Annotated in this window: 22 protein-coding genes; 3 read left to right on the top strand and 19 right to left on the bottom strand. The window is 53.9% G+C overall.

Annotated elements, in window-relative coordinates; translation table 11 throughout:
* The first annotated feature begins 37 nt into the window (after nucleotides 1-37).
* On the top strand, nucleotides 38-1027 hold the full coding sequence (locus G583_RS0107925; RefSeq protein ID WP_022870647.1) for an LLM class flavin-dependent oxidoreductase: 990 nt from the start codon (nucleotides 38-40) through the stop codon (nucleotides 1025-1027).
* A gap of 72 nt (nucleotides 1028-1099) precedes the next feature.
* Here the strand turns inward: G583_RS0107925 and G583_RS15060 are convergent, their stop codons facing one another.
* Nucleotides 1100-4189, bottom strand: a complete 3090-nt coding sequence (locus tag G583_RS15060; protein WP_022870646.1) for a bifunctional [glutamine synthetase] adenylyltransferase/[glutamine synthetase]-adenylyl-L-tyrosine phosphorylase — start codon at nucleotides 4187-4189, stop codon at nucleotides 1100-1102.
* A complete protein-coding gene (locus G583_RS0107915) occupies nucleotides 4186-5526 on the bottom strand; it encodes a glutamine synthetase family protein (RefSeq protein WP_022870645.1) in 1341 nt (446 codons plus the stop codon). The genes G583_RS15060 and G583_RS0107915 overlap by 4 nt, the downstream gene beginning before the upstream one ends.
* 76 nt (nucleotides 5527-5602) lie before the next feature.
* Here G583_RS0107915 and panB point away from each other — a divergent pair, with 76 nt between their 5' ends.
* A complete protein-coding gene (gene panB / locus G583_RS0107910) occupies nucleotides 5603-6436 on the top strand; it encodes a 3-methyl-2-oxobutanoate hydroxymethyltransferase (protein ID WP_022870644.1) in 834 nt (277 codons plus the stop codon).
* Here panB and G583_RS0107905 read toward each other — a convergent pair.
* On the bottom strand, nucleotides 6433-6624 hold the full coding sequence (locus G583_RS0107905; RefSeq protein WP_022870643.1) for a hypothetical protein: 192 nt from the start codon (nucleotides 6622-6624) through the stop codon (nucleotides 6433-6435). The two genes, panB and G583_RS0107905, sit on opposite strands and share 4 nt — an antisense overlap.
* A 46-nt stretch (nucleotides 6625-6670) precedes the next feature.
* On the opposite strand from G583_RS0107905, the gene map reads away from it, so the two are divergent.
* Nucleotides 6671-7642 carry a type I methionyl aminopeptidase gene (gene map, locus G583_RS0107900; RefSeq protein WP_022870642.1) on the top strand — a complete coding sequence of 324 codons (972 nt, stop codon included), beginning with the start codon at nucleotides 6671-6673 and terminating at the stop codon, nucleotides 7640-7642.
* Between the two features lie 51 nt (nucleotides 7643-7693).
* On the opposite strand, the gene nrdR is transcribed toward map, so the two are convergent.
* The 16 genes from nrdR to G583_RS0107820 all read right to left on the bottom strand — a co-directional run bounded on the left by nrdR (nucleotide 7694) and on the right by G583_RS0107820 (nucleotide 26383).
* A complete protein-coding gene (nrdR, locus tag G583_RS0107895; RefSeq protein ID WP_022870641.1) occupies nucleotides 7694-8179 on the bottom strand; it encodes a transcriptional regulator NrdR in 486 nt (161 codons plus the stop codon).
* A 139-nt stretch (nucleotides 8180-8318) separates the two neighbouring features.
* Entirely contained in the window at nucleotides 8319-11897 is a 3579-nt protein-coding gene (gene dnaE / locus G583_RS0107890; protein WP_022870640.1) for a DNA polymerase III subunit alpha, read from the bottom strand.
* A 51-nt stretch (nucleotides 11898-11948) separates the two neighbouring features.
* Nucleotides 11949-12875, bottom strand: coding sequence for an RluA family pseudouridine synthase (locus G583_RS0107885; protein ID WP_022870639.1), 927 nt, complete (start codon nucleotides 12873-12875; stop codon nucleotides 11949-11951).
* The gene (gene lspA, locus G583_RS15055; protein ID WP_022870638.1) at nucleotides 12862-13398 is read right to left on the bottom strand and encodes a signal peptidase II; all 537 of its coding nucleotides are present in this window, start codon (nucleotides 13396-13398) and stop codon (nucleotides 12862-12864) included. The genes G583_RS0107885 and lspA overlap by 14 nt, the downstream gene beginning before the upstream one ends.
* 114 nt (nucleotides 13399-13512) lie before the next feature.
* Nucleotides 13513-14193: a DivIVA domain-containing protein gene (locus G583_RS0107875; RefSeq protein ID WP_022870637.1), complete on the bottom strand. Its 681-nt coding sequence runs from the start codon at nucleotides 14191-14193 to the stop codon at nucleotides 13513-13515.
* Between the two features lie 190 nt (nucleotides 14194-14383).
* Nucleotides 14384-14677 (bottom strand): YggT family protein, encoded by a 294-nt coding sequence (locus G583_RS0107870; protein ID WP_022870636.1) that lies wholly within the window; start codon nucleotides 14675-14677, stop codon nucleotides 14384-14386.
* Between the two features lie 43 nt (nucleotides 14678-14720).
* Nucleotides 14721-15278: a cell division protein SepF gene (locus tag G583_RS0107865; RefSeq protein WP_029629388.1), complete on the bottom strand. Its 558-nt coding sequence runs from the start codon at nucleotides 15276-15278 to the stop codon at nucleotides 14721-14723.
* Between the two features lie 106 nt (nucleotides 15279-15384).
* On the bottom strand, nucleotides 15385-16041 hold the full coding sequence (locus tag G583_RS0107860) for a laccase domain-containing protein (protein WP_245540604.1): 657 nt from the start codon (nucleotides 16039-16041) through the stop codon (nucleotides 15385-15387).
* A gap of 70 nt (nucleotides 16042-16111) precedes the next feature.
* A complete protein-coding gene (gene ftsZ / locus G583_RS0107855; RefSeq protein WP_022870633.1) occupies nucleotides 16112-17290 on the bottom strand; it encodes a cell division protein FtsZ in 1179 nt (392 codons plus the stop codon).
* 150 nt (nucleotides 17291-17440) lie between these two features.
* Nucleotides 17441-18415 carry a cell division protein FtsQ/DivIB gene (locus G583_RS0107850; RefSeq protein WP_022870632.1) on the bottom strand — a complete coding sequence of 325 codons (975 nt, stop codon included), beginning with the start codon at nucleotides 18413-18415 and terminating at the stop codon, nucleotides 17441-17443.
* Nucleotides 18416-18420: 5 nt separating this feature from the next.
* Nucleotides 18421-19929 (bottom strand): UDP-N-acetylmuramate--L-alanine ligase, encoded by a 1509-nt coding sequence (gene murC, locus G583_RS0107845; protein WP_022870631.1) that lies wholly within the window; start codon nucleotides 19927-19929, stop codon nucleotides 18421-18423.
* On the bottom strand, nucleotides 19926-21041 hold the full coding sequence (gene murG / locus G583_RS0107840; protein WP_029629386.1) for an undecaprenyldiphospho-muramoylpentapeptide beta-N-acetylglucosaminyltransferase: 1116 nt from the start codon (nucleotides 21039-21041) through the stop codon (nucleotides 19926-19928). Before murG ends, murC begins: the two co-directional genes overlap by 4 nt.
* An 8-nt stretch (nucleotides 21042-21049) precedes the next feature.
* The gene (gene ftsW / locus G583_RS15050) at nucleotides 21050-22255 is read right to left on the bottom strand and encodes a putative lipid II flippase FtsW (protein ID WP_022870629.1); all 1206 of its coding nucleotides are present in this window, start codon (nucleotides 22253-22255) and stop codon (nucleotides 21050-21052) included.
* A gap of 16 nt (nucleotides 22256-22271) precedes the next feature.
* Nucleotides 22272-23801: a UDP-N-acetylmuramoyl-L-alanine--D-glutamate ligase gene (gene murD / locus G583_RS0107830; RefSeq protein WP_245540603.1), complete on the bottom strand. Its 1530-nt coding sequence runs from the start codon at nucleotides 23799-23801 to the stop codon at nucleotides 22272-22274.
* A complete protein-coding gene (gene mraY, locus G583_RS0107825) occupies nucleotides 23798-24901 on the bottom strand; it encodes a phospho-N-acetylmuramoyl-pentapeptide-transferase (protein WP_022870627.1) in 1104 nt (367 codons plus the stop codon). The genes murD and mraY overlap by 4 nt, the downstream gene beginning before the upstream one ends.
* Entirely contained in the window at nucleotides 24902-26383 is a 1482-nt protein-coding gene (locus G583_RS0107820; RefSeq protein WP_022870626.1) for a UDP-N-acetylmuramoyl-tripeptide--D-alanyl-D-alanine ligase, read from the bottom strand.
* Between the last annotated feature and the right edge of the window lie 3 nt (nucleotides 26384-26386).

Here is a 26386-nt window from a genome sequence, read left to right as displayed (position 1 = left end):
GCTGTACCTTCTAGACGTCACTACTTTTGGAGGTACTTTGACCGCTCCCTATCCCGTGTCCATCCTAGATTTGGCCACCGTCCGTCATGGACAACCCATAGCTGAATCTTTGCAAGAATCCACGGAACTTGCCGTACTGGCCGACGAACTTGGGTTCCATCGTCTCTGGTTCGCAGAGCACCACAATATGGAAACGATTGCATCGTCGGCCACATCGGTGTTGTTGGCACATATGGGTGCCCATACAAAAAATATTCGTTTGGGTGCCGGAGGCATCATGCTCCCCAACCACGCACCGTTAGTTATTGCTGAGCAATTCGGGACACTCAAAGAACTCTACGGCGATCGTATTGATCTTGGACTCGGGAGAGCCCCCGGTACCGATCAAAAAACGCTGATGGCACTGCGCCGCACCAACCAGTCCTCTGAGCGGTTCCCCTCCGATGTGCTGGAGCTGCAAGGCTATCTCAAGGACGCGTCTCGTATCCCTGGGATTAATGCATACCCCGGATCAGGTACCAATGTACCGCTTGTGATTCTCGGTTCCTCACATTTCGGTGCGCAGTTGGCCGCCCAACTTGGCATGACGTACAGTTTCGCGTCGCACTTTGCGCCGCAAATGCTGGAATCAGCTGCAGCAACGTATCGCACCGAATTCACGCCATCACAAGACCTGCCGAAACCGCATTTCATTGCAGCGGCCAACGTCGTCATTGCTGACACCGACGAACGTGCCCAAGAAATGTGGGACCGCGCTAAGCGCGCACGCATCCGCACCATGCTCGGACGTGGACGAAAGCTGACAGACGAAGACGTCGAGCAACTCCTCCACTCGCCCCCGGGACAACAGGTACTCCAGATGTTGGAAATGACTGCGGTGGGTACACCAGACACCGTGCGCGACTGGTTGGACGAATTCGCGGCACGCGTCAATGCCGACGAACTCATTATCACCAATATGGCTGGACCACTTGAAGATCGGAAACGTGCACTGCAATTGATTTCCGATTACATCATCAACCGTTAGACACCAGCAGATCACGGCCCTGCAACCCTCGTTGGAGGGCTGTGATCTGTGTTCCGTCTCGCGACATCTCGCCTAATTTTCGTAGGACCTTGAGGAACGTTTCGGTGACATTCCGTAGAACACCCGTTCGAATACTGCTCTAGCATGTCGGGTAATTCGCAGGTAGTCATCCTCGAACTCTCCAACCTCCCCCGAGTCGTAACCGGTCCAGCGTGCCAGGGCCTCAAGTTGCTCCCGGTTGGTAGGCAGCACGTCAGAAGATTTGGCCGAGGAGATCACAATTCCCGAGCGAATTCGGGTGGCGAAGCTCCAGGCTTGTATGAGGATATCTGCGTCCTCGGCCTCGAGTAGTTGTGCCTCTCTGGCAGCTTGGAGCGCTTCGAGCGTATTGGTTGTTCGTAATGCAGGGTGGTCAGGCGTGTACTTCAATTGGATTGTTTGGGTCAGCCATTCGACATCCGTTAGCCCTCCACGACCCAGTTTGATGTGTCGTGTCGGGTCCGCGCCGCGCGGCAAGCGCTCGGCTTCGACCCTAGCTTTCATACGTTGAATAGCCTGTTCTTGGGCAGTGTTGAGTCCATGGGTATAGCGGACTGAATCGGCCCACCCCATAAACTCCTCTAACAAGTCTGTAGCCCCCGCCAGCGGCCGTGCTTTGAGCAGTGCCTGGACCTCCCACGTATCAGCCCATTGCTCGAAGTATGCCTTATATGAATCCAGTGAGCGCACCAGTGGGCCTCGACGGCCTTCGGGGCGTAAATCGGCATCAATTTCTAATACCGGTTCCAATACGATTGGCGGACGAGTCGGCATCTTCATGAAACTGATCAAAGCTTTCGCCACTTCGACTGCAAATCGAGTCGCTTCTGCTGCTGCCACCCCGGGTGCCGGCTGGTGGACAAACATCACGTCAACGTCGGAGCCATACCCGGCCTCACATCCCCCTTGGCGTCCCATAGCTATTACCGCAACATTCGCGGGTGCTACCTCTACATCCCACTTTTGTTCCACATGATCGTGCACGATCCCAAGTAATGCTTCAACCGAGGCCTGATCTGCGGCTGCTAGGGCCTCCGAAACCTGCCGTTGTTCGATAAGGCCACAGGCATCTGCAAGACTTATCCGTAAACCTTCACGGCGACGCACCAGTCGAATGTAGCGGGCAGCATCAGGCAGATGTGGATGACGACGTAAGAGAGCGGCTATTTCGGTTTGCAGTGTAGCGAGACTCAATGGCATCAAGTCCTGGTCTCGATCCATCCATGCTGCAGACTGCGGGGCGTGTTCCAGCATGTCTGCGATATACCGCGATGACGACAAGACGTGTGCCAAACGCTCACCAGCAGCCGAGGAATCACGCAACATATGGAGGTACCAGTGCGAGCTACCTACCGATTCGCTGAGTTTTCGGAAGCCCAAAAGTCCGCTGTCTGGATCCGGGCCTGAGGCCAGCCAGCCCAACATGGCAGGCAAAATCTGACGCTGGAGTTTCGCTTGTCTAGAGACACCTGAGGTCAGTGACTCAATATGACGAACGGCGCCGGTGGGGTCCCGGTAACCAAGCGCTGCCAAGCGTGCTGTGGCGGCTTCAGGCGTGAGTCGTGCGTCATCAGTCGATAGGGCCGCAGTTGCAGGCAGCAACGGCCGATAGAAAATCTGCTCAAACAGGGTGCGATTGGAACGTACAGTGGCCTGCCAAGCCTTGACGAGTTGTTGATAGTCTTTAGGCCAACCGCCATCCATGGGACGTACCCCGCGCGAGAGACTGCGCAGTTCTTCTTCGTCCTCGGGCATCATGTGGGTACGTCGCATTTGTACCAACTGGACGCGATGTTCAATGAGACGCAAGAACCGATAGTTGCTCGCCATCACCTGGGCATCGCTGGGCCCGATATAGCTGTGCGCCTGCAATGCGTTGAGCGCATCTTCGGTGGCACGCACTCGCAATTCTGGATCAGTTTTACCGTGCACCAGTTGCAACAGCTGGGCAGGAAACTCGACGTCGCGCAATCCACCCGGTCCAAGTTTAATTTCGCGTTGACGTTGCTGGTGGTCAATATGGTCGATGACCCGGTTACGCATGCGCTGTACTTGCCGGACGAAGCCGGGTCGTGTGGATGCCTGCCAGACCATCGGTCCTAGAACATCGAGATAACGCTGTCCTAGCGACATCGCACCAGCGACAGGACGAGCTTTCAGCAACGCCTGGAATTCCCACGTATGGGCCCAACGCTGGTAATACTCCAGGTGAGAGGCAATAGTCCGAGACAGAACACCATCCTGGCCTTCCGGCCGCAGGTTGGTATCAACTTCCCACAGTCCTGCTTCTCGAGCGGGCTGGGTGATCACCGTGGAGATCCCTGCTGCTAGATCCACAGCGATATCTGCCGCTGCTTCTGGCGACAGGGAGGAACCGTCCACCACGTCGTGCACGAAGATGACATCAACGTCTGAAAAGTAATTCAATTCGCGTGCTCCGCATTTACCCATGGCCATCACGGCGAGCTCAACATCTTCGGTATATTCGTGGCGTGTTTGGAGTTCGGCCCGCGATACGGCCAGGGCGCTTTCAAGGGCTGCTGTTGCCAAATCTGACAGCCACACTGATACCACGGGCTGTAGCATCACAGGATCAGCTGAAATAAGATCTTGCACCGTGATGGCAACCAGCTGACGACGATACTCGGTCCGTAAGGCAACGGCTGCGTCTTTTCCAGTCACACTCGCAACGGGTTGCGAGGCCTCTGGGTCTGCACCAACAGCCTTCAAGAGGGCGGCTCGCAGCTGCACATCAGCCGGTTTCAGCGCCCCGCTCTCGTCGACCAGTCCCCCGCTTGCAGGCGTGGACTCGACCTTGGGTTGACGAAAAATATCGGTATGTTCCGGTCGGCGAATTAAAAATTCGCCGAGCGCCTCTGAGGCGCCCAGTAAGCGCAAGAGCGGCTTCGCCTGCCCATCTGCCACGAGCTTTCCGATGGAGGCATCGCGTTCCAGCAACCGGATGAGCAGCAATAGTGCCTGATCGGGGTCTGGAGCAACAGCCAACTGTTCGAGTAGGTTTTCTTGATTTTGATCTGCAAGTTCAGCTGATTGCAGCAGCGATTCCGCTCGGGTGCCATCGCGTAGTCCAGTCGATAGCAACCGAAGTTGGCTCACACTCATATGGCATCCATGTAGCGACGAATTTCAAAGGGTGACACGTTGACGCGGTATTCGTCCCATTCGTCCCGTTTCGTGCGCAAGACAGATTGGAACACCGTTTCGCCCAAAACATCAGCGACGAATTCTGATTCTTCTAGGACTCCAAGTGCACCGTGCAACGTAGTTGGTAGAGAGTCATGTCCCATCAGGATGCGTTCGCGCGCCGTGAGCTCGCCGATGTCATCGTCAGCGGCTTCAGCTAGTTCGTACTCTTCCTCAATGCCTTTCAGACCGGCGGAAATCAGCAGGGCATAGGCCAGGTACGGGTTGGCTGCCGCATCAATACCGCGGTACTCAATGCGTGCGGATCCGGCCTTATTGGGTTTATGCAGTGGGATCCGCACCAACGCTGAACGGTTGTTATGTCCCCAGGAAACATAGGATGGTGCTTCACGGCCACCCCACAGGCGCTTATAGGAGTTCACGAACTGATGTGTTACGGCCGTGATCTCCGGGGAATATTTGAGGATTCCGGCGATAAATCTCCGTGCTGTGGTGGACAGTTGATATTCTGCACCGGGTTCATGGAAGGCATTCGAGTCGGATTCAAATAGCGAGAAATGGGTGTGTAACGCTGACCCCGGCTGTGAGCCCAGGGGTTTTGGCATAAACGTAGCGTGTAGATCCTGGAGCGTTGCGACTTCTTTAATCACGGTCCGCGCCGTCATGATGTTATCGGCGGTAGACATGGCATCGGTCGCACGCAAATCAATCTCGTTTTGCCCCGACCCAGCTTCATGATGTGAGAATTCCACGGAGATGCCGACGGCCTCAAGCATGGATACTGCCTCGCGTCGAAAATCTTGGGCAACCCCACCTGGGACATGATCGAAGTATCCAGCTTGATCCACCGGGACGGGAGCCCCCTGATCGTCTTTGAGACCGGCCTTGAACAGGTAAAACTCTATCTCCGGGTGGAGGTAGCAGCTGAACCCCATATCAGCAGCATGGTCAAGAGTACGGCGTAACACGTGACGCGGATCAGCCATCGAGGGTTCACCGTCAGGCATTTTCACGTCGCAAAACATCCGGGAGGTCTGTTCCTCGTCCCCTCGCCACGGCAGAATCTGAAAGGTCGTGGGGTCAGGCTGCAGGAGCATATCCGATTCGAAGATACGGGTGAATCCATCAATGGACGATCCATCGAAACCAAGCCCTTCTGAAAAGGCATATTCCACTTCAGCCGGGGCCAAGGCCACAGATTTCAGCGCTCCGACGACGTCGGTGAACCACAACCGGATAAACCGCACATCTCGGTCTTCTAGGGTGCGTAAAACATATTCTTGCTGACGATCCATGGTATCGAGGTCTCTTTCGTCCTGACAATTTGTTGGGTCTCCTACCAGGATAGCAATGTGACGTTAGACTATTGGCATGGTTGATACTCCGTATTCAGTTTTGAAAAAGACCCCGACCCGATACCGCACCGTGCATTTCCAACAAATTAAGGAAGCCGGCGGCAAATTCGCCATGCTCACGTGTTACGACGCGATGACTGCTGCAATTTTCGACGACGCTGGCATTGAGACGCTGCTCATCGGAGACTCCCTGGGCAACGTTGTCCAGGGGCAGAACTCGACCTTGGGTGTGACCATGGACGATATGATCACGTTTTCCAAGGCTGTCGTTGCTGGCACCGACCGCGCCCTGGTCATGGCCGACCTGCCATTTGGGTCCTATGAAGAATCCGTGGAACAAGCTGTAGCCTCAGGTATTCGACTAGTGAAAGAAACGGGGATCTCGGCCGTTAAAATGGAAGGTGGCGTGGAATATGTGCCCCACATCCAAGCCCTTACCGCCGCAGGAGTCCCGGTCGTAGCTCACACTGGCTTCACTCCCCAATCTGAGCATGTCCTGGGTGGGTATCGAGTCCAGGGACGACAAGAAGATGCAACAGCCCACATGGTCCAGGAAGCTCTAACATTGCAAGACGCAGGTGCCGTGATGCTCCTGATGGAAATGGTGCCAGCCGACGTTGCAACAGCTGTCGATGAAGCTCTGACCATCCCAACCATCGGGATTGGTGCCGGTCACGGTACCACCGGACAGGTTTTAGTTTGGCAGGACGCCTTCGGAATGAACCAAGGCCGAGTCCCATCGTTCGTCAAACAGTATGCCGACGTGGGTGGGGCGTTATCTGATGCTGCAAAACGTTACCGAGAAGATGTCTTGAAGGCTGACTTCCCGGATGCGGGTCATAGCTTCTAGAGCAATCCCCAATCGTCGTCTTCGTCTTCTTCGTCCCAAGCACGATTGCGTTGCTCATAAGTTGCCAGCGCATTTGCGGCCTCGTCGCGAGTAGCAAACGGACCTATTCTGTCTTTGCCCATCGATTGCGGACCATCTTCAACTTCGCCGGTTTTGACGTTGTACCAATAGCGTTTTTCCTCAGTCATACTTCTTTCATACCAGATAGGCCCACGGTCCAGATAGAGTACAACCATGACCTTTACACCACCGAACCTCGATACTCGCCAGCCAGTTGAACCTGGCTCGGCTGCCTCACACAACTTGCCGGTTGATTCACCACCGCGCCCAGACGTAGGGTCAAAAGCACCGAAAGGCCGACTCGCCCCCGGGTATATTGCGCCTCAGCTTCCGGTGCCCACCCATATCGTCCGACCAGACTACGTCGGCAAGAAGGAGGCGATCGAAGGTCTTCACGGTGATATTTATGATGCCGCTGGCATCGAACAGATACGGTCCGCTGGCCGTCTTGCGGCTGAGGCGATGAATCTGGTGGAGCAGTATATCCAGCCTGGCATTACAACAGCCGAACTGGATCGTATTGGTCACGAATTCATCATCGCCCAGGATGCTTGGCCCTCCACCCTGGGTTACAAAGAGTTCCCGAAGTCCATGACCACTTCCCTAAACGAAGTGATATGCCATGGCATCCCGGATGACACCGTCTTGGAAGACGGCGACATTATCAATATCGATATCACAGTCTATAAAGACGGCCATCACGGAGACCACAACAAAACCTTTTTAGTAGGGACCGTCGATGAAGAATCGCGCCTGCTTGTGGAACGCACTGAAAAGGCCCTGGAACGCGCGATCAAGGCGGTCAAGCCTGGCCGAGAAATTAATGTGATCGGTCGCGTGATTGAAACCTATGCGAAACGCTTCGGCTACGGTGTCGTCGAGGATTTTGTGGGCCACGGCGTGGGCAAGGAATTCCACTCCGGATTGATCATTCCGCATTACGACACGGCACCCCGTCACAATGACGTGATGCAGCCGGGCATGGTTTTCACTATCGAACCGATGCTCACGCTCGGCGATATTGCCTGGGACCTCTGGGACGATGGGTGGACGGTGACCACCAAAGATAAGCAACGCAGCGCCCAGTTCGAACACACGATAGTCGTGACGGACGACGGCGCAGAGATTCTCACCGTCGCTGAGTAAGTGTACCGGTGGTGAACCTGGCTTCCCCTTCCAGGTTCACCACCGGAAGTTTTAGCGGGTAAATAATTTTGCTTGCAGAGGTTCTTGCACCTCTGGTCGCTCCCGAAGTTCGTCAATAGCTTTTTCAAAGTCGTCGAGATTATCGAAATCCTGATATACCGACGCGAATCGCAAATACGCGACCTTATCCAGTCGGCGCAGTGGGCCTAAGATGGCAAGGCCAACATCATGAGCGTCGATTTCTGCGTGTCCTGTCGCGCGGATAGCTTCTTCTACTTCCTGCGCCAGCTTCGCAAGGTCATCGTTATCGACCGGTCTGCCCTGACATGCCTTGCGCACACCATTGACAACTTTGGCGCGGTCAAAGGCTTCGGCTACCCCAGACCGTTTGATGACACTGAGAGATGTGGTCTCCATTGTCGTGAACCGTTTGTCACACGAACGGCACTCACGTCGACGTCGAATCGCCGACCCGTCATCAAGTGAACGGGAATCAACGACTCGGGATTCTTCGTGTCGACAAAACGGACAGTGCATGGTGGGGAGGAAACCTCTCTACGGAATAGGTCTATCAGGAATTGTAGTCCTACATATAGTTGCAATTCAACCCACACTACTACTACATATAGTGACGCCTACTCGTCTCAGGAGGCGTACGACACATGATGAGCTGGCGCTACTCCAAGCAGGCCGGTCCTAGCAGTACCTTCAAGTCCCCAAAAAGCGCCGGGTTCGGCGCGACCTTATATTGTGGACCCACCCGCATAATTTCCATCGTCAGGTTGCCAACGAGTTTGATATTCACGTCCGTGGTGCCAGAGTGCGCTTGCAACACATCGCCTAGCTGTCGGATGAGTGGTTCGGTGGCTTTGAAAGATGGAATCGTGAGATTCAACGGGCCACCAGCTCCCATATCCGTGGTATCAATAATTGTCATCTCTTGAGCAGAGATCACGACTGAACCATCATCACGTCGCTGGACTCGACCTTTAATCGAAACCACAAGGTCTTCTGCGATGACGCTGGAAATTGGTTCATAGACCCTGCCGAAGAACATCACGTCGATAGAAGCTCCGAGGTCTTCGACTTCAGCACGAGCATAAGGATTACCAGAAGTTTTCGCGACGCGACGTTCCAGGGAAGTGATCAACCCCGAGATCGTCACAAACGACCCATCTGCCGGACCTTCGTCATCCAAAATTTGACTCACGGTGTGATCAGCGTGCTGCTCTATGACCTGTTCGAGTCCTTGCAGCGGGTGATCAGAGACATAGAGTCCGATCATTTCACGTTCGAAAGCCAACTTTGTTTTCTTATCCCATTCGGGGAGATCCGGTACGGTGACGCCGAATCCGGTATCAATGGTGTTGTCGTCCTCTTCTAATAATGAGAAGAAGTCGAACTGATTATTGGCTTCCTGTCGCTTCTGCACCACAGAGGAATCAACGGCTTCCTCGTGAACAGCAAGCAAGGCGCGGCGACTGTACTCGAGTGAGTCAAAGCCACCAGCTTTGATCATGGATTCAACGGTGCGTTTACTGCATACTTCCTGCGGAACCTTCTTGAAGAAGTCTTGAAACGAGGTGAAAGCTCCCTGTTCCTCGCGAGCTTTGACCATACCGGCCACCACGTGTGCACCAACGTTTCGAACAGCACCCATGCCGAAGCGAATGTCCTCCCCCACGGGTGTAAAGTTCTGCGTTGATTCGTTGATATCCGGTGGCAGAACGGTGATGTTCATGCGTCGACATTCGTTTAGATACAGCGCGAGCTTGTCTTTATCATGGGACACCGACGTGAGTAGGGCAGCCATGTATTCTGCCGGATAGTGGGCTTTCAGATAGGCGGTCCAGTAGGAGACCAGCCCATAAGCTGCCGAGTGTGCCTTGTTGAACGCATAATCCGAGAACGGCAGGAGGATATCCCACAAGGCTGTTATCGCTTCTTGTGAATACCCGTTACCCAACATGCCCTGTTGAAAACTGACATACTGTTTATCCAGTTCGGATTTCTTTTTCTTACCCATGGCACGACGCAGAATATCCGCTTGTCCAAGCGAATATCCGGCCACCTTTTGTGCGATGGACATAACCTGTTCCTGATAGACAATCAGGCCGTACGTGACACCGAGAATCTCCCTCAGCGGCTCTTCTAGTTCAGGGTGAATTGGTGTGACTTCTTGCAGTCCGTTTTTACGCAGCGCATAGTTGTTGTGCGAGTTGGCGCCCATTGGACCGGGTCGATATAGCGCTAGAGTTGCGGAAATATCCTCATAGTTGTCGGGTCGCATAAGTTTCAGCAGCGAACGCATCGGCCCGCCGTCCAGCTGAAAGACCCCGAGGGTATCGCCTCGCGCCAGCAATTCGTACGACGCTTTGTCATCCAGTTGAAGTGATTCAAGGTCCAGAGTGAAATTGCGGTTGAGCTCGACGTTTTCGACCGCATCAGAAATCACTGTAAGGTTACGCAACCCCAAGAAATCCATCTTGATCAGTCCGAGAGCTTCAGCTGTTGGATAATCGAACTGGGTAATGACCTGTCGGTCAACCAGCCGTCGCATCAGTGGAATGACATCGATAATGGGATCGGAGGACATAATCACACCGGCGGCGTGAACCCCCCACTGGCGGATCAGGCCTTCGATACCTTTGGCGGTTTCGAATACCTCTTGGGTTTCGGGCTCTGCTTGCAGCAGTTCGCGAAACTCCCCTGCCTCTGAGTAACGAGGAGCCTCAGGATCCTCAATATCGCTCAATGGGATATCTTTTGCCATGACGGCCGGGGGCAACGCCTTGGTGAGAAGCTCACCCATGGAAAATGGTTTACCCATGACTCGCGCGGAGTCTTTGAGCGCTTGTTTCGTCTTAATGGTTCCATATGTGACGATCATGGCCACACGTTCGTCACCGTATTTTTCGGTGACATAGTCGATGACTTCGCCACGGCGGCGATCGTCAAAGTCCACGTCGAAGTCCGGCATCGAAACACGGTCAGGGTTCAAGAACCGTTCAAAAATTAGACCGTGCTCAAGCGGGTCTAATTCGGTGATGCGCAGAGCATAGGCCACCATGGAGCCGGCACCGGAACCACGACCGGGGCCGACACGTATACCTTGTTCCTTTGCCCAGTTAATGAAGTCAGCAACGACGAGGAAGTATCCAGGGAAACCCATATTGATGATGACATCAAGTTCGTAGTCTGCCTGTTTTTGCACGTGCGTCGGAATCCCATTGGGGTACCTCAGGTGGAGACCCCTGTTGACTTCCTTGATCAGCCAGCTAGTTTCGTCTTCTCCGGGCGGGGTCGGGAAACGCGGCATATAGTTCGCTTCGGTATCGAAGCTCACCTCACACTGTTCTGCGATGAGCAACGTATTATCTGCTGCTTCTGGGAATTCTGAGAACAATGCCCGCATTTCTGCCGCGGATTTCAAGTAGAAGTCATTACCGCTAAACGCGAAGCGTGAGCCACCTTCATCATAGGTTGGTTCACTGAGTTTGGAACCAGACTGCAGCGCCAAGAGGGCTTCATGGTGTTTAGCATCGTGCTGGTATGTATAGTGCAAGTCGTTGGTCGAGACCAGCGGTAAGTTTAGGTCTTTCGAGATCTGAATAAGGTCGCCGAAGACGCGCCGTTCTAAGTCGAGACCGTGCTGCATGATTTCGACGTAAAAATTCTCTTTGCCGAAGATGTCGCGAAATTCAGCAGCAGCGTCCAATGCCTCCTGATATTGGCCAAGACGCAAGCGAATTTGCACTTCTCCAGAAGGACAGCCCGTAGTACCAATGATCCCCTCGGAGTAATCATTGAGCAGCTCGCGGTCGATACGCGGCCACTTAGCATAGACCGCGTCCAACGACGCGTGCGATCCCATCCGGAACAAGTTGTGCATTCCAGTATTGTTCTTAGACAACAACGTCATGTGCGTGTAAGCACCGCCACCTGAGACATCATCTGAACGCTGGTCTGGGTCACCCCAGCGAGTTCTCGTCTTATCCGTGCGGTGCTGCTGTCCAGGGGCAAGATAGGCTTCTAGCCCGATGATGGGTTTGATGCCATGTTGCTGTGCCTTATTCCAAAAATCAAAGGCACCAAAGAGGTAGCCATGGTCTGTAATGGCGAGGGCTTCTTGCCCTAGTCGACTCGCTTCGGCAAAGAGATCATCAAGTTTCGCCGCCCCATCCAACATTGAATATTCGGTGTGGGTGTGAAGGTGTACGAAACCATCGCGCTGTGCGCTAGATCCACGGGCCATGAAACTGTCGACCTCCAGATAAGATTTTGAATAGCGTCAGTCAGTCTAGCCCTAGTATCGCAAACGATCCAACGCGTATGACAGGTCGACTGGATACTCAGAGGTGTAACTCACATGCTGACCAGTGACTGGATGTTGAAAGCCAAGACCAACAGCGTGTAACCATTGGCGCGTAAGTCCTAGATCAGCAGCAAGGTCCGCATCAGCGCCGTAAGTTAGGTCACCAGCTAGTGGATGTTGGAGCGCGGAAAAATGGACCCGAATCTGATGCGTCCGACCCGTATGTAGTTGCACGTCAACGAGCGTGGCTGGCCCAAAAGCTTCAATGGTGGCGTACTTCGTAATTGCTTCCCGACCACCCTCTACTACAGCGAAACGCCACTCATAGCCCGGGTGACGATCAATTGGAGCGTTGATGGTTCCATCGACAGGATCCGGGAGACCCTGAATGAGGGCGTGGTAATTACGCTGGGGGGTGCGGTCGCGAAAGGCAGCCTTCAAGCGACTATAGGCAATTTCGGTTTTGGCGACCACCATGAGCCCCGAAGTGCCAACGTCTAACCGTTGAACTATTCCTTTGCGTTCGGGTGGTCCAGACGTGGAGATACCAATTCCCAAGGCTGCTAAACCGCCCACAACTGTTGGGCCGCGCCATCCCTGTGATGGGTGCGCCGCCACACCGACGGGTTTATCGATTACGACGTAGTCTTCTTCATCAGCTATCACGTTGAGATCTTGCACGGCTTCAGCTTTCACCTCTAACGGATTGGGATCATCAGGCAGCGTCACAACTACAATATCGCCGGGACGAAGCTTGGTAGATTTTACGGCTAACCGGTCCCCCACTCGCACTAGCCCTCGCTGAATCCACTCAGCTGCTTTGGTGCGCGAGATATCCACTGCTCGCGCCACTGCCGCATCAGCCCGTACGGCCTTCGTGGCTTCGAAAATCTGAGTGTTGGGTTCAGCGTTTGGCATGTTCAGCGTCGTTGCTATCCTCTGGGCGACCATCCATGGTTTTACCCATCATCACCAGTAGGACAACCACGATGATGGAGACGACAATGAACGAATCCGCGATATTGAAGATCGCAAAATTCGGGACAGCTATAAAATCAATTACGTGCCCGGTACCGAAACCAGGCTCTCTGAAAAGTCGATCTGTGAGATTGCCAGCGATGCCTCCGCCGAGTGCACCAAGGGTTAGGAGCCACGGGAGCGTCCGTGCTTTACGCACAATCAGGTAGAGCACGATAATGAGGCCTACAGCTTGGATGATTGTGAACAACCAGGTGTATTCAGTGCCTATCGAAAAGGCAGCCCCGGGGTTTCGTATGAAGTGCCAGGTAAGGATAGGTTCCAACACCGCTATGCGGTCGCCTTCTTGCATATTGGCAAGCACGGCTTCCTTCGACCAGAGGTCGGCTACATAAGCGACAACCAGGGGGATCAGCGCGATCCACCACGCTCGCTGCGGTGCCTGTTGTTCATCTCGGGCCACGCTGGCTCCTTATGAGTAAAAGTTGTTGTACATGAAGATGGTCGGCTATTTTCTGAAAATAGCCGACCATCAATCGTGGTGGAGAACTCCCGGAAGTCGTCTCGGGGTACCAGACTAGTCTGTGACTCGAGCTTGTGAGTCCAGATCCTGTAGTTGGTTTTCGATGAATGAACGCAACCGTGAACGGTAGTCGCGTTCGAAACCACGGAGTTCTTCGACTTCGCGTTCCAGCACAGTCTTGCGCTCTTCAAAGTCAGCCAAGGTTTTACGTGAAGTTTCTTGTGCCTCGGTAACGAGACGGTTTGCTTCGCGCTCTGCTTCAGAGACGATCTCGTCGCGTTTACGCTCACCGTCGGAGACATATTCGTCGTGCAGGCGCTGCGCCATGGCCAAAACGCCGGCTGCGGACTCTGCGGTATCTTCGTGACCGGACGAAACAGGAGCAGCCGCTGTTGCGGTTGGCTGCTGAACCTGCTCAGGCTCTGCTTCTACTGTCGCAGGAGCTTCGGTTTCAGTTTCCTGTTCTGGCTCAACAACAGGAAGGTCTGCTGCCGAGGTGGTTGTGGAGTCTTCTCCGTCGCCAGCAGGAACAGGGGCCGGGACTGGTGCTTCTTCACCGGTTTGAGCTTCAAGCTCAGTCACCTGACGCCGTAGATCGTCATTTTCTTGATTTAGACGGCGCAGTTCCTCAACGATCTCGTCGAGAAAATCGTCTACTTCGTCTTGATCGTAGCCTTCACGAAATTTCGTGACTTGGAACTTCTTATTGACTACAACTTCCGGCGTGAGAGCCATGTGGTCACCCCAATTACTTGGTCATGTACATATTCAGAAAACTTGAGTTTTCTCATCAGTAGTTCAAGTCGGAACTCTAGTCTACTTATTCATCTGAGGATTACATTATCACCGTGGCTTGGTAAACGAGTAGTCCACGCCGCCATAATGACGAAATATCCTAAAATTTCAAGAATATCACTTTAGTTGGTCAGCTTGCTGCGGCCTGTAACGCCACGAAGCGGATGATCATGACGATGAAGAACACAACGATAAATGATAGATCCAATGACACTTGTCCTATGCGCAACGGTGGAATAAACCGACGGAAGAAGCGTAGTGGCGGATCAGTTATTGTCATTACCAGCTCGGCAATGATGAGGTTTATTCCACGTGGTCGCCAGTCGCGCGCAAAGGAGTTGACTAGTGAATATAGGACGCGTACCACGAGGATGAAAAAGTAAATGGTCGCAACCAGATACAGCGTGGTCCAAACTATTTGCACGAGTCCTCAATATCCTTGATTCAGTGTGGCTTTGCGGTTCGAGTTACGCCTGGTCGAAAAAATCTTCGTCGTGGGCGGTAGCCGAATGCCCGTCAATGACGTTTTCGACGTTGGTCGGAGTCAGCAGGAACACTTTATTCGTTACGCGCTCGATCGCTCCGTGGAGACCAAAGGCAAGACCCGCTGAAAAGTCCACTAGTCGTTTCGCTTCTGCTTCCGACATGTCGGTGACGTTTATGATGACGGGAATCCCGGAGCGGATTGCTTCCCCGATGAGTTTCGCGTCATTATAGGACCGCGGGTGGATGGTACGCAGTTTATGCACTTCAGCGCTTTCCTCTCGGGACTGGACTACACGTTTGATAGGTGTAACCGGTGCCCGGTAGTCATCGTCTTGGTCTGGAACCGCACGTGGACCTGCCTGCGGTGTTTCCACGGGTTGTGTCGGCTCAGCGGCTGCCTCGCGCACCTCTGGCTTCGGGGCAGGTTCGGCTGGTGCCTGACTTGCTTTACGTTCTTCTTCTATAAGCTCTTGCTCATATGCTTCATCACTATCAGCCAGACCCATACGGATCATGGCTTTTCTTAATCCGCTAACCATGCGCACCTCAACTCCTTGAATGTCCTAGGACACCTTCGACCTTAGTAGACAACTGGTCTAAAACCAGGGAAATGCGTCTCTATCGTTGGTGTGTCGTGCAGCATTCCTAAGCTTTATGTGTCGGCAACACGACTCCGGCCAGACGGCCAATTCCTGGAGCACGTCGGTGAGAAAAGAGTCGTTCATTTGTGAAGGTGCATTCGTTCACATGCCGCACCTCGACGTCTTGCTCCTGCAGGATGGCCTCAGCCGCTGCGGGGAGATCTAGAGCAGCACTTCCCCACGTCGTCTGTGAAAATATGGCCGGGTGATCTTGGGCAGCCTGGTCACGCATATGCTCGGGGACTTCGTAACACTTGCCGCAAATACCGGGACCAATGGTGGCCGAGATCGTCCCGGCTCCTTGAGTGTCCAAGGAACGGAGGTACCGGACCGTATTTTGAATGATGCCGTCTAACAACCCCACCCGACCCGCGTGCGCAATGGCAGTCGGTCCATAGTTCGTGGTGAAAGCAATCGGCAGACAATCGGCCACCAAGATGGCGATGGGATCCCTGCCGTCTTCCGAGATGATTGCATCGCCTTCACCTAGGGTGTCGACCTGTCCCCATCCTCTATCCCCGGAGGATTGCACAATCGCTGAATGAGTCTGAGAAACAAACCTTGTTGTCCCTGGATCAATACCCAGAGCTGATTCGAGAGCTCGACGGTTATTCCTCGTATCTTCAGCGGTATGATGCTGTTCCAGCACTGTGAGCGACATATTTCCGGCGTCCACAGATGTGAATCCAACATTGTGTCCGGAGTCGGTGCTGTGCTGGTGGACCAGCAGCTTACTTGAGGAAATCAGGCACATCCAGGTCGTCATTACCCTTATTTGATGTCTCTACAACGGTCGGCAACGGTTCGACCCGGTTTTGCTCTGGCTTATCTTCCGTTGCTTCCTCGGTGTCCTCTGATGCCTCTTCAGGAATATTTGGTTCCGGTGCACTCACCGGGCTGATCGAGGCCACTGGTGCAACTGGTGCAGCTACTTGTGACGTTCCTGCATTTTGTGACGCATTAACAGGATCGTCGAAACCGGCGGCGATAACAGTTACACGCACTTCGTCACCGAGATTGTCGGAAATGACCGCACCGAAAATAATGTTGGCTTCTGGGTGAGCAACTTCTTGTACCATGCGGGCGGCCTCGTTAATCTCGAAGAGCCCCATGTCTGTGCCGCCCTGAATTGACAGGAGCACCCCGTGAGCACCGTCGATCGAGGCTTCTAGAAGTGGTGAAGCAATCGCTGCTTCAGTTGCCTCTACCGCTCGGTTCTCACCCTGTGCCGCGCCAAGTCCCATCAAAGCTGAACCGGCACCTTGCATAACTGACTTGACGTCTGCAAAGTCGAGGTTAATAAGCCCTGCAGTGGTAATGAGGTCTGTAATGCCTTGCACACCGGATAAGAGCACCTTATCCGCTTCTTCGAAGGCTTCCATGATCGAAATAGATCGATCAGAAATCGAGAGCAGTCGGTCGTTCGGAATAACAATCAACGTATCGACTTCGTCACGCAGAGTGTCGATACCTGTCTCAGCGTTCGTTGCTCTACGACGACCTTCGAAGGTAAACGGTCGCGTGACCACACCGATGGTTAGGGCACCGAGCGACCGTGCAACACGAGCCACGACGGGGGCAGCACCGGTTCCGGTTCCGCCACCTTCGCCTGCTGTTACGAACACCATGTCAGCACCTTTAAGCGCTGCTTCGATCTCTTCGACATGATCCTCAGCGGCTTGACGGCCAACCTCTGGATCGGCACCTGCACCGAGACCGCGGGTTAGATCACGGCCGACGTCGAGTTTTACTTCTGCAGACGACATGAGTAGTGCCTGGGCGTCGGTGTTAATAGCAATGAACTCAACACCGCGCAATCCGACATCGATCATTCGGTTAACAGCGTTCACGCCGCCGCCGCCGACACCGACAACTTTGATGACGGCCAGGTAGTTCTGGGGTGAGCTCACGATATGATCCCTATTCTGCGTTCGTTTGTGGGACGGAGTTCAAGCTGCGTCCAAGTTTACTTCTCTAGCACACAATATGCCCACACCAACGGCTGGGCAATGACCGTTGACCGTGTGTCGGCCCGATCACCAGATAAAAAGCGAATGAAGTCACCGAGTGACCGGAAAGTCTGGTGCAGAGACATCATATTCTGAAATTTCAGCCGCTTCATCGTCTTCGAGACCAAGCAATGCTTCGAGAACTTGGGCCTTCTTTTCGGCCTCTTCGTTGTTGCCCCACATGACCATTTTGCCAGACGTCAGCTCGAGTTCAATTGAGTCTATCGAAGATCCTGAAGCTGCCCGTACTTGCTCGCGCAGATCGTCTGGCAGCGAGCCCAGTACTTCCGTGATGGTGTTGAATACATCTTCGTCGGCTACATCTGCTGCAGACGCAACCACTGGAAGGTCAAATTCTTGGGCTTTTTTCGATGTGATTTCGGCCAGTTCTGTGCCGTCTTTAGAGAACACAACATATTCTTTGCCCCGCGGTCCCATAGCAATAGGTCGATGCTCATGGATATTGACCACGAGCCCATGAGGTGGTTCTGCGCGCAACGCCACGTCTTTGACAGCCGGAATATCTTCAAAGAGTTCGTTCACACCGCGTTCCCCCACTTGGGGTAACGGCTTCCCTTCGAGCTGTGTCGTGCGTTCGGTTGCCTGGGATTCTGTCACCAGATCGAGTCCTTCATGCTCGATATCTTCAATGGCCAGAATCGGAGAGAAGAACAATACCGCCCATCCGCCTCCAAGGAGCGCCAGGGTTGCAAGGACGCTAATCCCTATGGTTCGACGACGTTTAGCTTTGCGTTGCTCAGGACTGGGTGGCAGTTCCAAGACTGTTTCATCCTGTTTGCCGGTGTCTGCCTGCGGACTTTCCTCTAAGACGCTCTTAGGCATTGCGGCTTTGTCTTCTGTCTGAGGTATCCCCGTTTCCGTCACCGTTTTTTCATCAACGTGGACGGGTCGCTCTACTGAAATAGATTTTGCCGGTTTTTTAGCTGCCAAACCGGGAAACTTCTGAGCGACTTTGTCAGCATCTTGCGAGCTATTTTGTGGATCGTTGGGAGGGTTTTTCGACATGAGCGCTAGCTATTGGTTTGGTTGAGACCGGCAAGAATGGCTTCAATAAGCTGATTTACATCACCGGCACCCAGGGTCAAGATAATGTCTCCCGGTGTGGCAACTTGCACGACCGATTTCACGGCAGCTTCCCTGCTGGCCACTTGCGTTGCTTGAGGATATCGAGTGGTGAGTTCTTGTGCCAGTTGGGATGTGATAAGTTCGGCGCTCACGCCCTCGATGGGTGTTTCTCGAGCACGGTAAATATCCAGCACACGCACAGTTGACGCCAGTGAGAGGGCTGCAGCGAATTCTTGGGCAAAGTCTTGCGTCCGGGAAAATAGGTGTGGCTGAAAAACTACGTGGACCTTATTTCCAGCAGCCATCGTGTTGGCTGCGGTGATCGCGGCGTGAACTTCCGTGGGGTGGTGAGCATAGTCATCGTAGACGCGAATGTCGTTCACTGTGCCGTGGTGTTCGAAACGTCTGGCTGATCCGGTAAATGATGCCAAACCTGCGGCTGCATCTGCTGCCGGTATACCTGCCAACACGGATGCTAAGAGCACACCGGCCGCATTGAGGGCATTATGTGTGCCAGGAGTCGCTAATGCAACGGTTTCAGAGCTTCCGTCGCTGAACTGATAGGTGACTTGTTGGCCAGAACCGGTCACATCCGGTTGGATATCGGTGATGGCTAGGTCCAGCGCAGGCGCGTATGTGTTGGTAGCCTCTTTCGGGTCCATACTCGGAGCGAGCCCATAGGTATATACTTTCGCTCTTGGGTTCTGTGCAGTTTCTCCGTCGCGGTGACGTTGTGCCAAGGAAGCTGCGCCCTCGTCGTTCACGCAAACAACAAGAGCCCCATCTGGTTTGATCTGCGTTGCAAAATCGGCAAACACTTGATGGACGGCTGCTTCGGTGCCATAGTAGTCGAGGTGATCTGCTTCAATATTTGTGATAATTGAAATATTTGGGATGTAGTTCAAAAGCGAACCATCGGATTCATCGGCTTCTGCAATAAACCAGTCACCTGCTCCATGCTCCGCATTGGTCCCAAGATTAGCAATGGCAGCCCCTACCGCGAACGAAGGTTGTGCACCGACATGGTTAAACGCGACTGCGGCCATTGATGACGTCGTCGTTTTTCCATGCGTACCGGCAACCGTAAGGACCTTCTTGCCATCCATCGCCGCGGCAAGGCCTTCAGAACGGTGGTAAATCGGCACCCCGGCAGCTTCGGCCGCCTGCCGCTCCGGGTTATCAGCATTAGCCACAGTGGAGGCAATAACAACGTCGATGGAGCTGTTGGATTGTTCTTGTGCCCGGTGAAAGTTCTCCGCGTCATAGCCCACGTAGATGGTAGCGCCACGATCACGGAGTTGCTGCATAACTGGCAAGTCTTTGGCATCAGTTCCGGTCACAGTAATGCCACGGGCGAGCAATATACGTGCGACACCGGATACGCCAACTCCTCCGATACCGAGAAAATGGGCATGCCGAATGTCTTGCAAACGAGGGGTGTCGTGGTGGGTCATCGTGCGACTTTCGTTTCGGAAATAATAGTGGCCATGGTTTCTGCGGCATCGTTAATGCCTAGATTTTTGGCAGTCTGAGCCATGTACTCAAGACGGGGCTGGTCGAGCAGAAGATTGGGCAACCTTGTGGCCACCCATTGGGATGTGAAATCTTCATCAGCAACCACCACAGCGGCCCCGGATTCTTTGAGGCCGGCCGCGTTTAGCTCCTGTTCTCCGTTACCGATTGGCAGTGGGACTAAAACCGAGGGAAGACCGATGGCCGCTAATTCATGGACAGTCCCGGCACCTGCGCGAGCTACAATCAGATCTGCTGATTGATACACGCGAGCAAGACCGTCAATATATTCAACTTGCACATACCCTTCCTTGTTGACGACGGCACCTGAGGTATCGGTTACGGCCTTGTCGCGTCCAGTCAAATGCAGTATTTGCGCGTCGGTAGCCAGGAGGTCATCCAACGCCCCACCAACTGCGCTATTCAAATTCAAGGCTCCTGATGAGCCGCCTGTGACCACGAGGGTTGTTTTGTCAGGATCCAGTCCGAGTGATTGTCGGGCCTGTGCCTGCATGGTGGGGCCCATTGGAAGGTCCGTAATATCCGTCCGCATGGGCATTCCAACGTGGATAGCGCCGGGTAACTCGGTGCCTTCAAATGCACAAGCGACCACGCTAGCGAAACGAGCCCCGAGTTTATTTGCCAGCCCGGGTCGTACGTTACCTTCGTGCACGATGACGGGGACTTTTTCAGCACGAGCGGCCAAATACACCGGTGTCGAAGCATATCCACCCACACCCACCACGACTTGGGTTTCATGGTCACGGAGAAGTTTCCGTGCCTGCTTAATAGCTTTTCGGAGCCGAAATGGAACCTTCAATAAATCTGTCGAAACCTTGCGGGGCATTGGCACTTTATCGACAGATGAAAACTCATAGCCTGCATCTGGGATGAGAGTGGCTTCCATTCCTTCTGCGGTGCCGACCATTAAGACATCTACCTCAACTTCAGTGTCTTGGTAACGATGAAGCAGGGCGTCAGCCATCGCGAGCATCGGAGAAACGTGGCCGGCTGTACCGCCACCTGTGAAGACAACGTTCATAGTCGTAGTCATTGTATGAGTTATACGCTTTCTTTCGTGACTGGCTGCCGTTGCGCCGTTGACGTTTTATCTTGGATCTCTTGTGCCTGATGCCTTGCAAAAGATAGCACCACACCTACCGCGAGTATGGCCATAAGCAGTGCCGAACCTCCCGCAGATATGAAAGGAAGTGGAACACCAATCACGGGAAGTAGGCCGGTCACCATGGCAATGTTCATGAAAGCTTGTCCTAATAACCACGTCATAATGGCACCGGTGGAAAGACGAACAAAATTATCGGTGCTGTTATAGGCCACGCGGAACATGCCGATACCGAGGGTGACGAATAGACCAATCACCAAGAGTGCACCGAGTAGCCCGAGTTCTTCACCCAATACCGTGAAAATAAAGTCGTTTCCGGCTTCAGGTATATAGGACCATTTTTGTCGGGACTGTCCGAGCCCGAGGCCGAACCATCCGCCCGAAGCTAAAGCAAAAATACCTTGTTCGTATTGGTAACAAGGGTCTGCTGGGTGGTCGCAGTTTCCCATCCACGCTTGGATGCGCATCATACGGTTATCAGACATCATGGTGAGCACAGCCACACTAATGAGTCCAAGCACAGCGGTACCAACCAGGTAGATGGTTCGCATACCACCCAGGTAGAGGATGGTGGCCATGATCATGAGCATAATGAGGACTGTGCCGAGGTCACGTCCACCCATAATCAGAGCCACGATCACGATACCGAACGGGAATACCACCGGAACCAAGAGGTCTTTGCCGAAGGTCTGATACTTCAGCTTTTGACTGAGCGCATATGCAGCCCACACGCTAAAGGCCAGTTTGGCCGCCTCCGCAGGCTGGAATGAGAATCCGCCCAGTCGCAGCCAGTTTCGGTTTCCGTTGACTTCTACACCTAGCGGTGTAAAGACTAGAGCCAGCAGCACAATACTGATCAGCAGCATAATCACCGCGAGCTTGTGATATGTTTGCCGTCGCCACTTTCCCATCCAGAACAACAGCACTAGCCCAATGACAGAGTACAAACCCTGTGAGCTCAGCGAGGAGAACGACCCTGAACCGCCAATGAACTCCACCGATGAGGCGGACAGCACCATCACGACACCGATAAAGGTGAGCGCGACGGTGGGTCCCAGGATCAGCCAGTAGGCCGATTTTTGGGAATGCACACCGGTGAGCCAATCCCAAGCACGAGCTACACGAGGTGTCGGACCTATGGTCATGTCGTGCTCCTGTTGGTTAGCGGTCTTCATGTCCCGGATAGTTGATGTCGGATAGCTTCGTGGCGATTGCGTCTGTGAAAGCATCGCCGCGAACCTTATAGTTGGCGAACTGATCCATTGATGCAGCAGCCGGCGAGAGCAACACCGTGTCATATGGCTCTGCTAGGTCGTGGGCTAAGTTCACGACTATTCGCATCACTTCGGCCCCGTTTCCAACTTCCACTGTAGTGTCTCGCAAGTAGTCGGTGTGGACAGGTACCGTCGGTGCGTGTCGCTGCAACGCGGCAATGATCCCAGCATGATCCGTACCTATGAGAATCACCGCTTTGAGGTTATTTTTGTGTGTTTTCACTAGGTCGTCATAGGAAGCGCCTTTCGACAGTCCCCCTGCGATCCAGATGATTGGATTATAAGTAGCCAACGCTGCATCCGTGGCATGCGGATTGGTTCCCTTGGAATCATCTACCCACAAAATGTCGTGAAAATGCGCTACGGGCTGGATCCGGTGCGGTTCCGGCTCGTAGGTGCGCAAGCCGGCTTGAACTGCAGCAGGCTCTACGCCCACAGCTCGTACCAAGGCAGCAGCGGCTAGTGCGTTGAAGACCATATGCTGGGGCGCAGGACTTCCGATATCGCCAAACTCGGCCAGTTCAAGCGCCTGAGATCCGCGGTTGAAGAGATATGCTCTATCAACCAGCAGGTCATCCACGGTGCCCAGCATGGACCGCTGCGGAGTATCTGTAGTGATGCCAATGGCTCGGCATCCTTCGATCACATCCGCTTCCTCGACCATCCGAATCGTCTCAGCTTCGGCGTCATTATAGACGGCCGCAATGCGGGTGTTCTCATACACCTTTGCCTTAGCCGCCATGTAGTTTTCCAGACCACCGTGCCAGTCCAAATGGTCCTCAGCAATGTTGAGCACCACAGAAGCTTCCGGTTCGATGCGTTCAATCCAATGCAGCTGGAATGAGGAAAGTTCTACGATAAGCAGATCAAAACCGTCGGGGTAACGAATCGCATCCAAAATAGGCGTCCCGACATTACCAACGGCAACGGCATCTAGACCCTGTGCACGAGCCATGGACTGCGCCATCGTAGCGACCGTGGTTTTACCATTGGTTCCGGTCAAGGTAACCCATTGGGCTGTGCGTTTCCCTTCGCGCTGGCGAACCCGCCAGGCAAATTCAACATCGCCCCATACAGGGATCCCAGCTTGTTGGGCTTCGATCAGCACGACATTGTCGGGCCGCCAGCCTGGCGAGGTGATAACGAGGTCGATGGTGCCACCTATACTCGTGGCGTCCGGCAAACCAGTAACAGCTTCCTCACCCAACAGTACGTCTTTAACCCCGACAATCTTCAGGGTCTCGGCAGCTTTCTGGTTCGCAGCGTTGTCTTTACCATCGATGACGAGAACTGATGCGCCTAGTTCTGCAAGTGTATCCGCGACCGAGAAGCCGGTGACGCCGATCCCGGCGACCACCACGGAGAGGTCCGACCAGTTGGAATCCCAAGTGGTGAGATGGTCTAAGGTCCTGTTCATCGGAGGATCACCCATTCAGCGTAAAACATTGCTAGTGCGGCCACGACGAAGCCTAATCCTATAAGCCAAAAACGGACCACGACAGTGACTTCTTCCCATCCTTTGAGCTCAAAGTGGTGCTGGAGAGGCGCCATCAGAAAGACACGCTTGCCGCCGGAAATTTTGAAATATCCAACTTGAATAATGACTGACGCTGCAATCACAACCATGAGTCCCGCAAGTACAACGAGTAGCACTTGTGTTTTCGAAAAGATTGCGAATCCGGCCAGTGCGCCACCAAGTGCCAATGAGCCGGTATCCCCCATGAAAATTTTGGCTGGTGCGGTATTCCACCAGAGAAAGCCCAGTAATACGCCGGCCAGAATCGATGCCAAGAGGGCAAGATCCATGGGGTCGCGTACTTGATAACAACCCCCTGCAATCGTTGTGCCTGAGCACGCTTGGTTGCTTTGAAAGAGAGTGATCAAGACATAGCCAACAGAGACCATCGCGACAGCTCCTGTCGCGAGCCCATCGAGGCCATCGGTGAGGTTCACTGCGTTGGTTGTCGCTGTTGTGATCAAGTTGGACCAGATAACGAATAGGATGGCACCCGCTGTCGCGCCGAAAAAGGCCAGGTCCCAGGATGTGTCACGAAAGACAGATATGGCTGTCGACGCGGGAGTGAATCCCTGACTATTCGGGAAGTTCAGGGCCAGGATGGCAAATGTAATGCCGACTGCGCCCTGCCCAATAATCTTGCCGGTGGCCGTCAGGCCGAGGGAACGCTGATTCGAAATTTTGATGTAATCGTCAAGGAAACCGATTATGCCCATACCCGCGGTAAGGAACAGCAGTAGCAACGCCGAGACGGTGATTCCTGAATTCTCTAACTCGAGCAGTGACATGATCCAGTGCGTGATGAAATATACGAGTACGAAATTCATCACGATCACTACCCCGCCCATGGTGGGGGTACCGCGTTTGGTCGCATGCGTGGTGGGCCCGTCGTCACGAATGATTTGGCCGTAACCACGCCGATGGAGCAAGCGGATAAACAAGGGGGTTCCCACAACCGTGAGGATGACGCCAAGTACAGCGCCTATTAATAGTCCAATCACTTACGGCATCTCCTTGCGGCCCACCAGTTTTTCAGTGGTCAGTCGGTCGGCGAGTTCCCAAAGGCGGGTGCCGTTGGAACCCTTGACGAAAATGATGTCGCCTGGTTCAGCTCGTTCTGCGAGCAGCTCGAAGGCCTCATCGTTCGATAACACGTGATCAACCTCATCGCCCCAAGACCCCTCATTAACGGCACCGGTATAGAGTGCTCGAGCGTCGGATCCCACCACGACAAGTTGGGCAATATTCAACCGTACGACGATCTCCCCCAGCAGGATATGTTCCTTGGCGTGTTGGTCACCGAGTTCCAGCATCGGGCCCAAGATTGCCCAGGTACGACGTCCGGTGTTGCGCCCGAGCATAGTTAGAGTTTTGAGTCCCGCACGCATGGATTCTGGGTTCGCGTTATAGGCGTCATCAATAATTGTGATGCCGTCAGCCCGGTCGGTACGTGCCATACGGTGTGCTGACACAGGTGCAACTTCAGGCATGACTTGAGCGATGGTCTCAAGACTGAGACCGGCAGCCAATGCCGCCGCTGCTGCAGCGAGCAGGTTTGTTGTGTGATGTTCACCGATCATGTTCGCGGTGACATCCCGCCCTTGTCGGTCGCTGTCTGTAGCATCTTCGGCGAGGTACTGGAGGTTGAAACGTGGGTTTTCATCCTCAGTTGTTGCTGCGTTTGCCGCATAAAGTACATGGTTGCGCTCCGGTGGCATGGAAGCAGCAGAAAACCAGATTGTCTTCGCCCCGCTGGGCACGCGGGAAGCCATTTCGGCAACCTTGACGTCGTCTGCGTTCAGGACCGCGATGCCGTGTGGCTTAAGCGCCTCTACGATCTCACCCTTTGTTATGGCGATGTTCTCCAAGGAACCGAAGGACTGTGCATGTGCCGTTCCTACGGTGAGGACCACGGAGATATCTGGGCGCACGATATTGGTAAGGTCTCGAATATTTCCGAGTCGATCAGCACCCATCTCAACAATGAGGTACCGGGTTTCTAGTTCGGCGGTGAATATCGTCAGGGGTAAACCGGTCTCACCGTTATAGGAGCCACGCGGAGCCGTTGTGGTTCCCTGGGATGAAAGCAGCGTAGCAAGCGCATCTTTGGTCGTGGTTTTGCCAACGGATCCGGTTATACCAATCACCGTGGTTTCTGAGTGTGCTCGAATCTTCTCGACAATGTAACGGGCAAGATCGCCCATTGCTACGGTCGAGTCTTCAACGATGACGGCTGGGTCGACGATACCGTCGTGGTCGGTCGTTTCTCGTTCCGCCAGAATAAGCTGGGCTCCGGCTGCTCGGGCTGAAGCAATAAAATTGTGACCATCCGTGACTTCACCGCGTCTGGCGATGTACAAGGAATTCGGTTCGAGTTGGCGCGAATCGGTATCAGCAGATGTCACTAGAGTCGATTCTTCGACGCTTGCTGTGAGTCGACCGCCCGTAGCTTCTGCTATCTGGAGTGCATTGAGTTCAATCATTTC

It is taken from the genome of Yaniella halotolerans DSM 15476 (genome assembly GCF_000420805.1).
GTDB lineage: Bacteria > Actinomycetota > Actinomycetes > Actinomycetales > Micrococcaceae > Yaniella > Yaniella halotolerans.
This window is presented reverse-complemented; position numbering and strand designations above follow the sequence as displayed.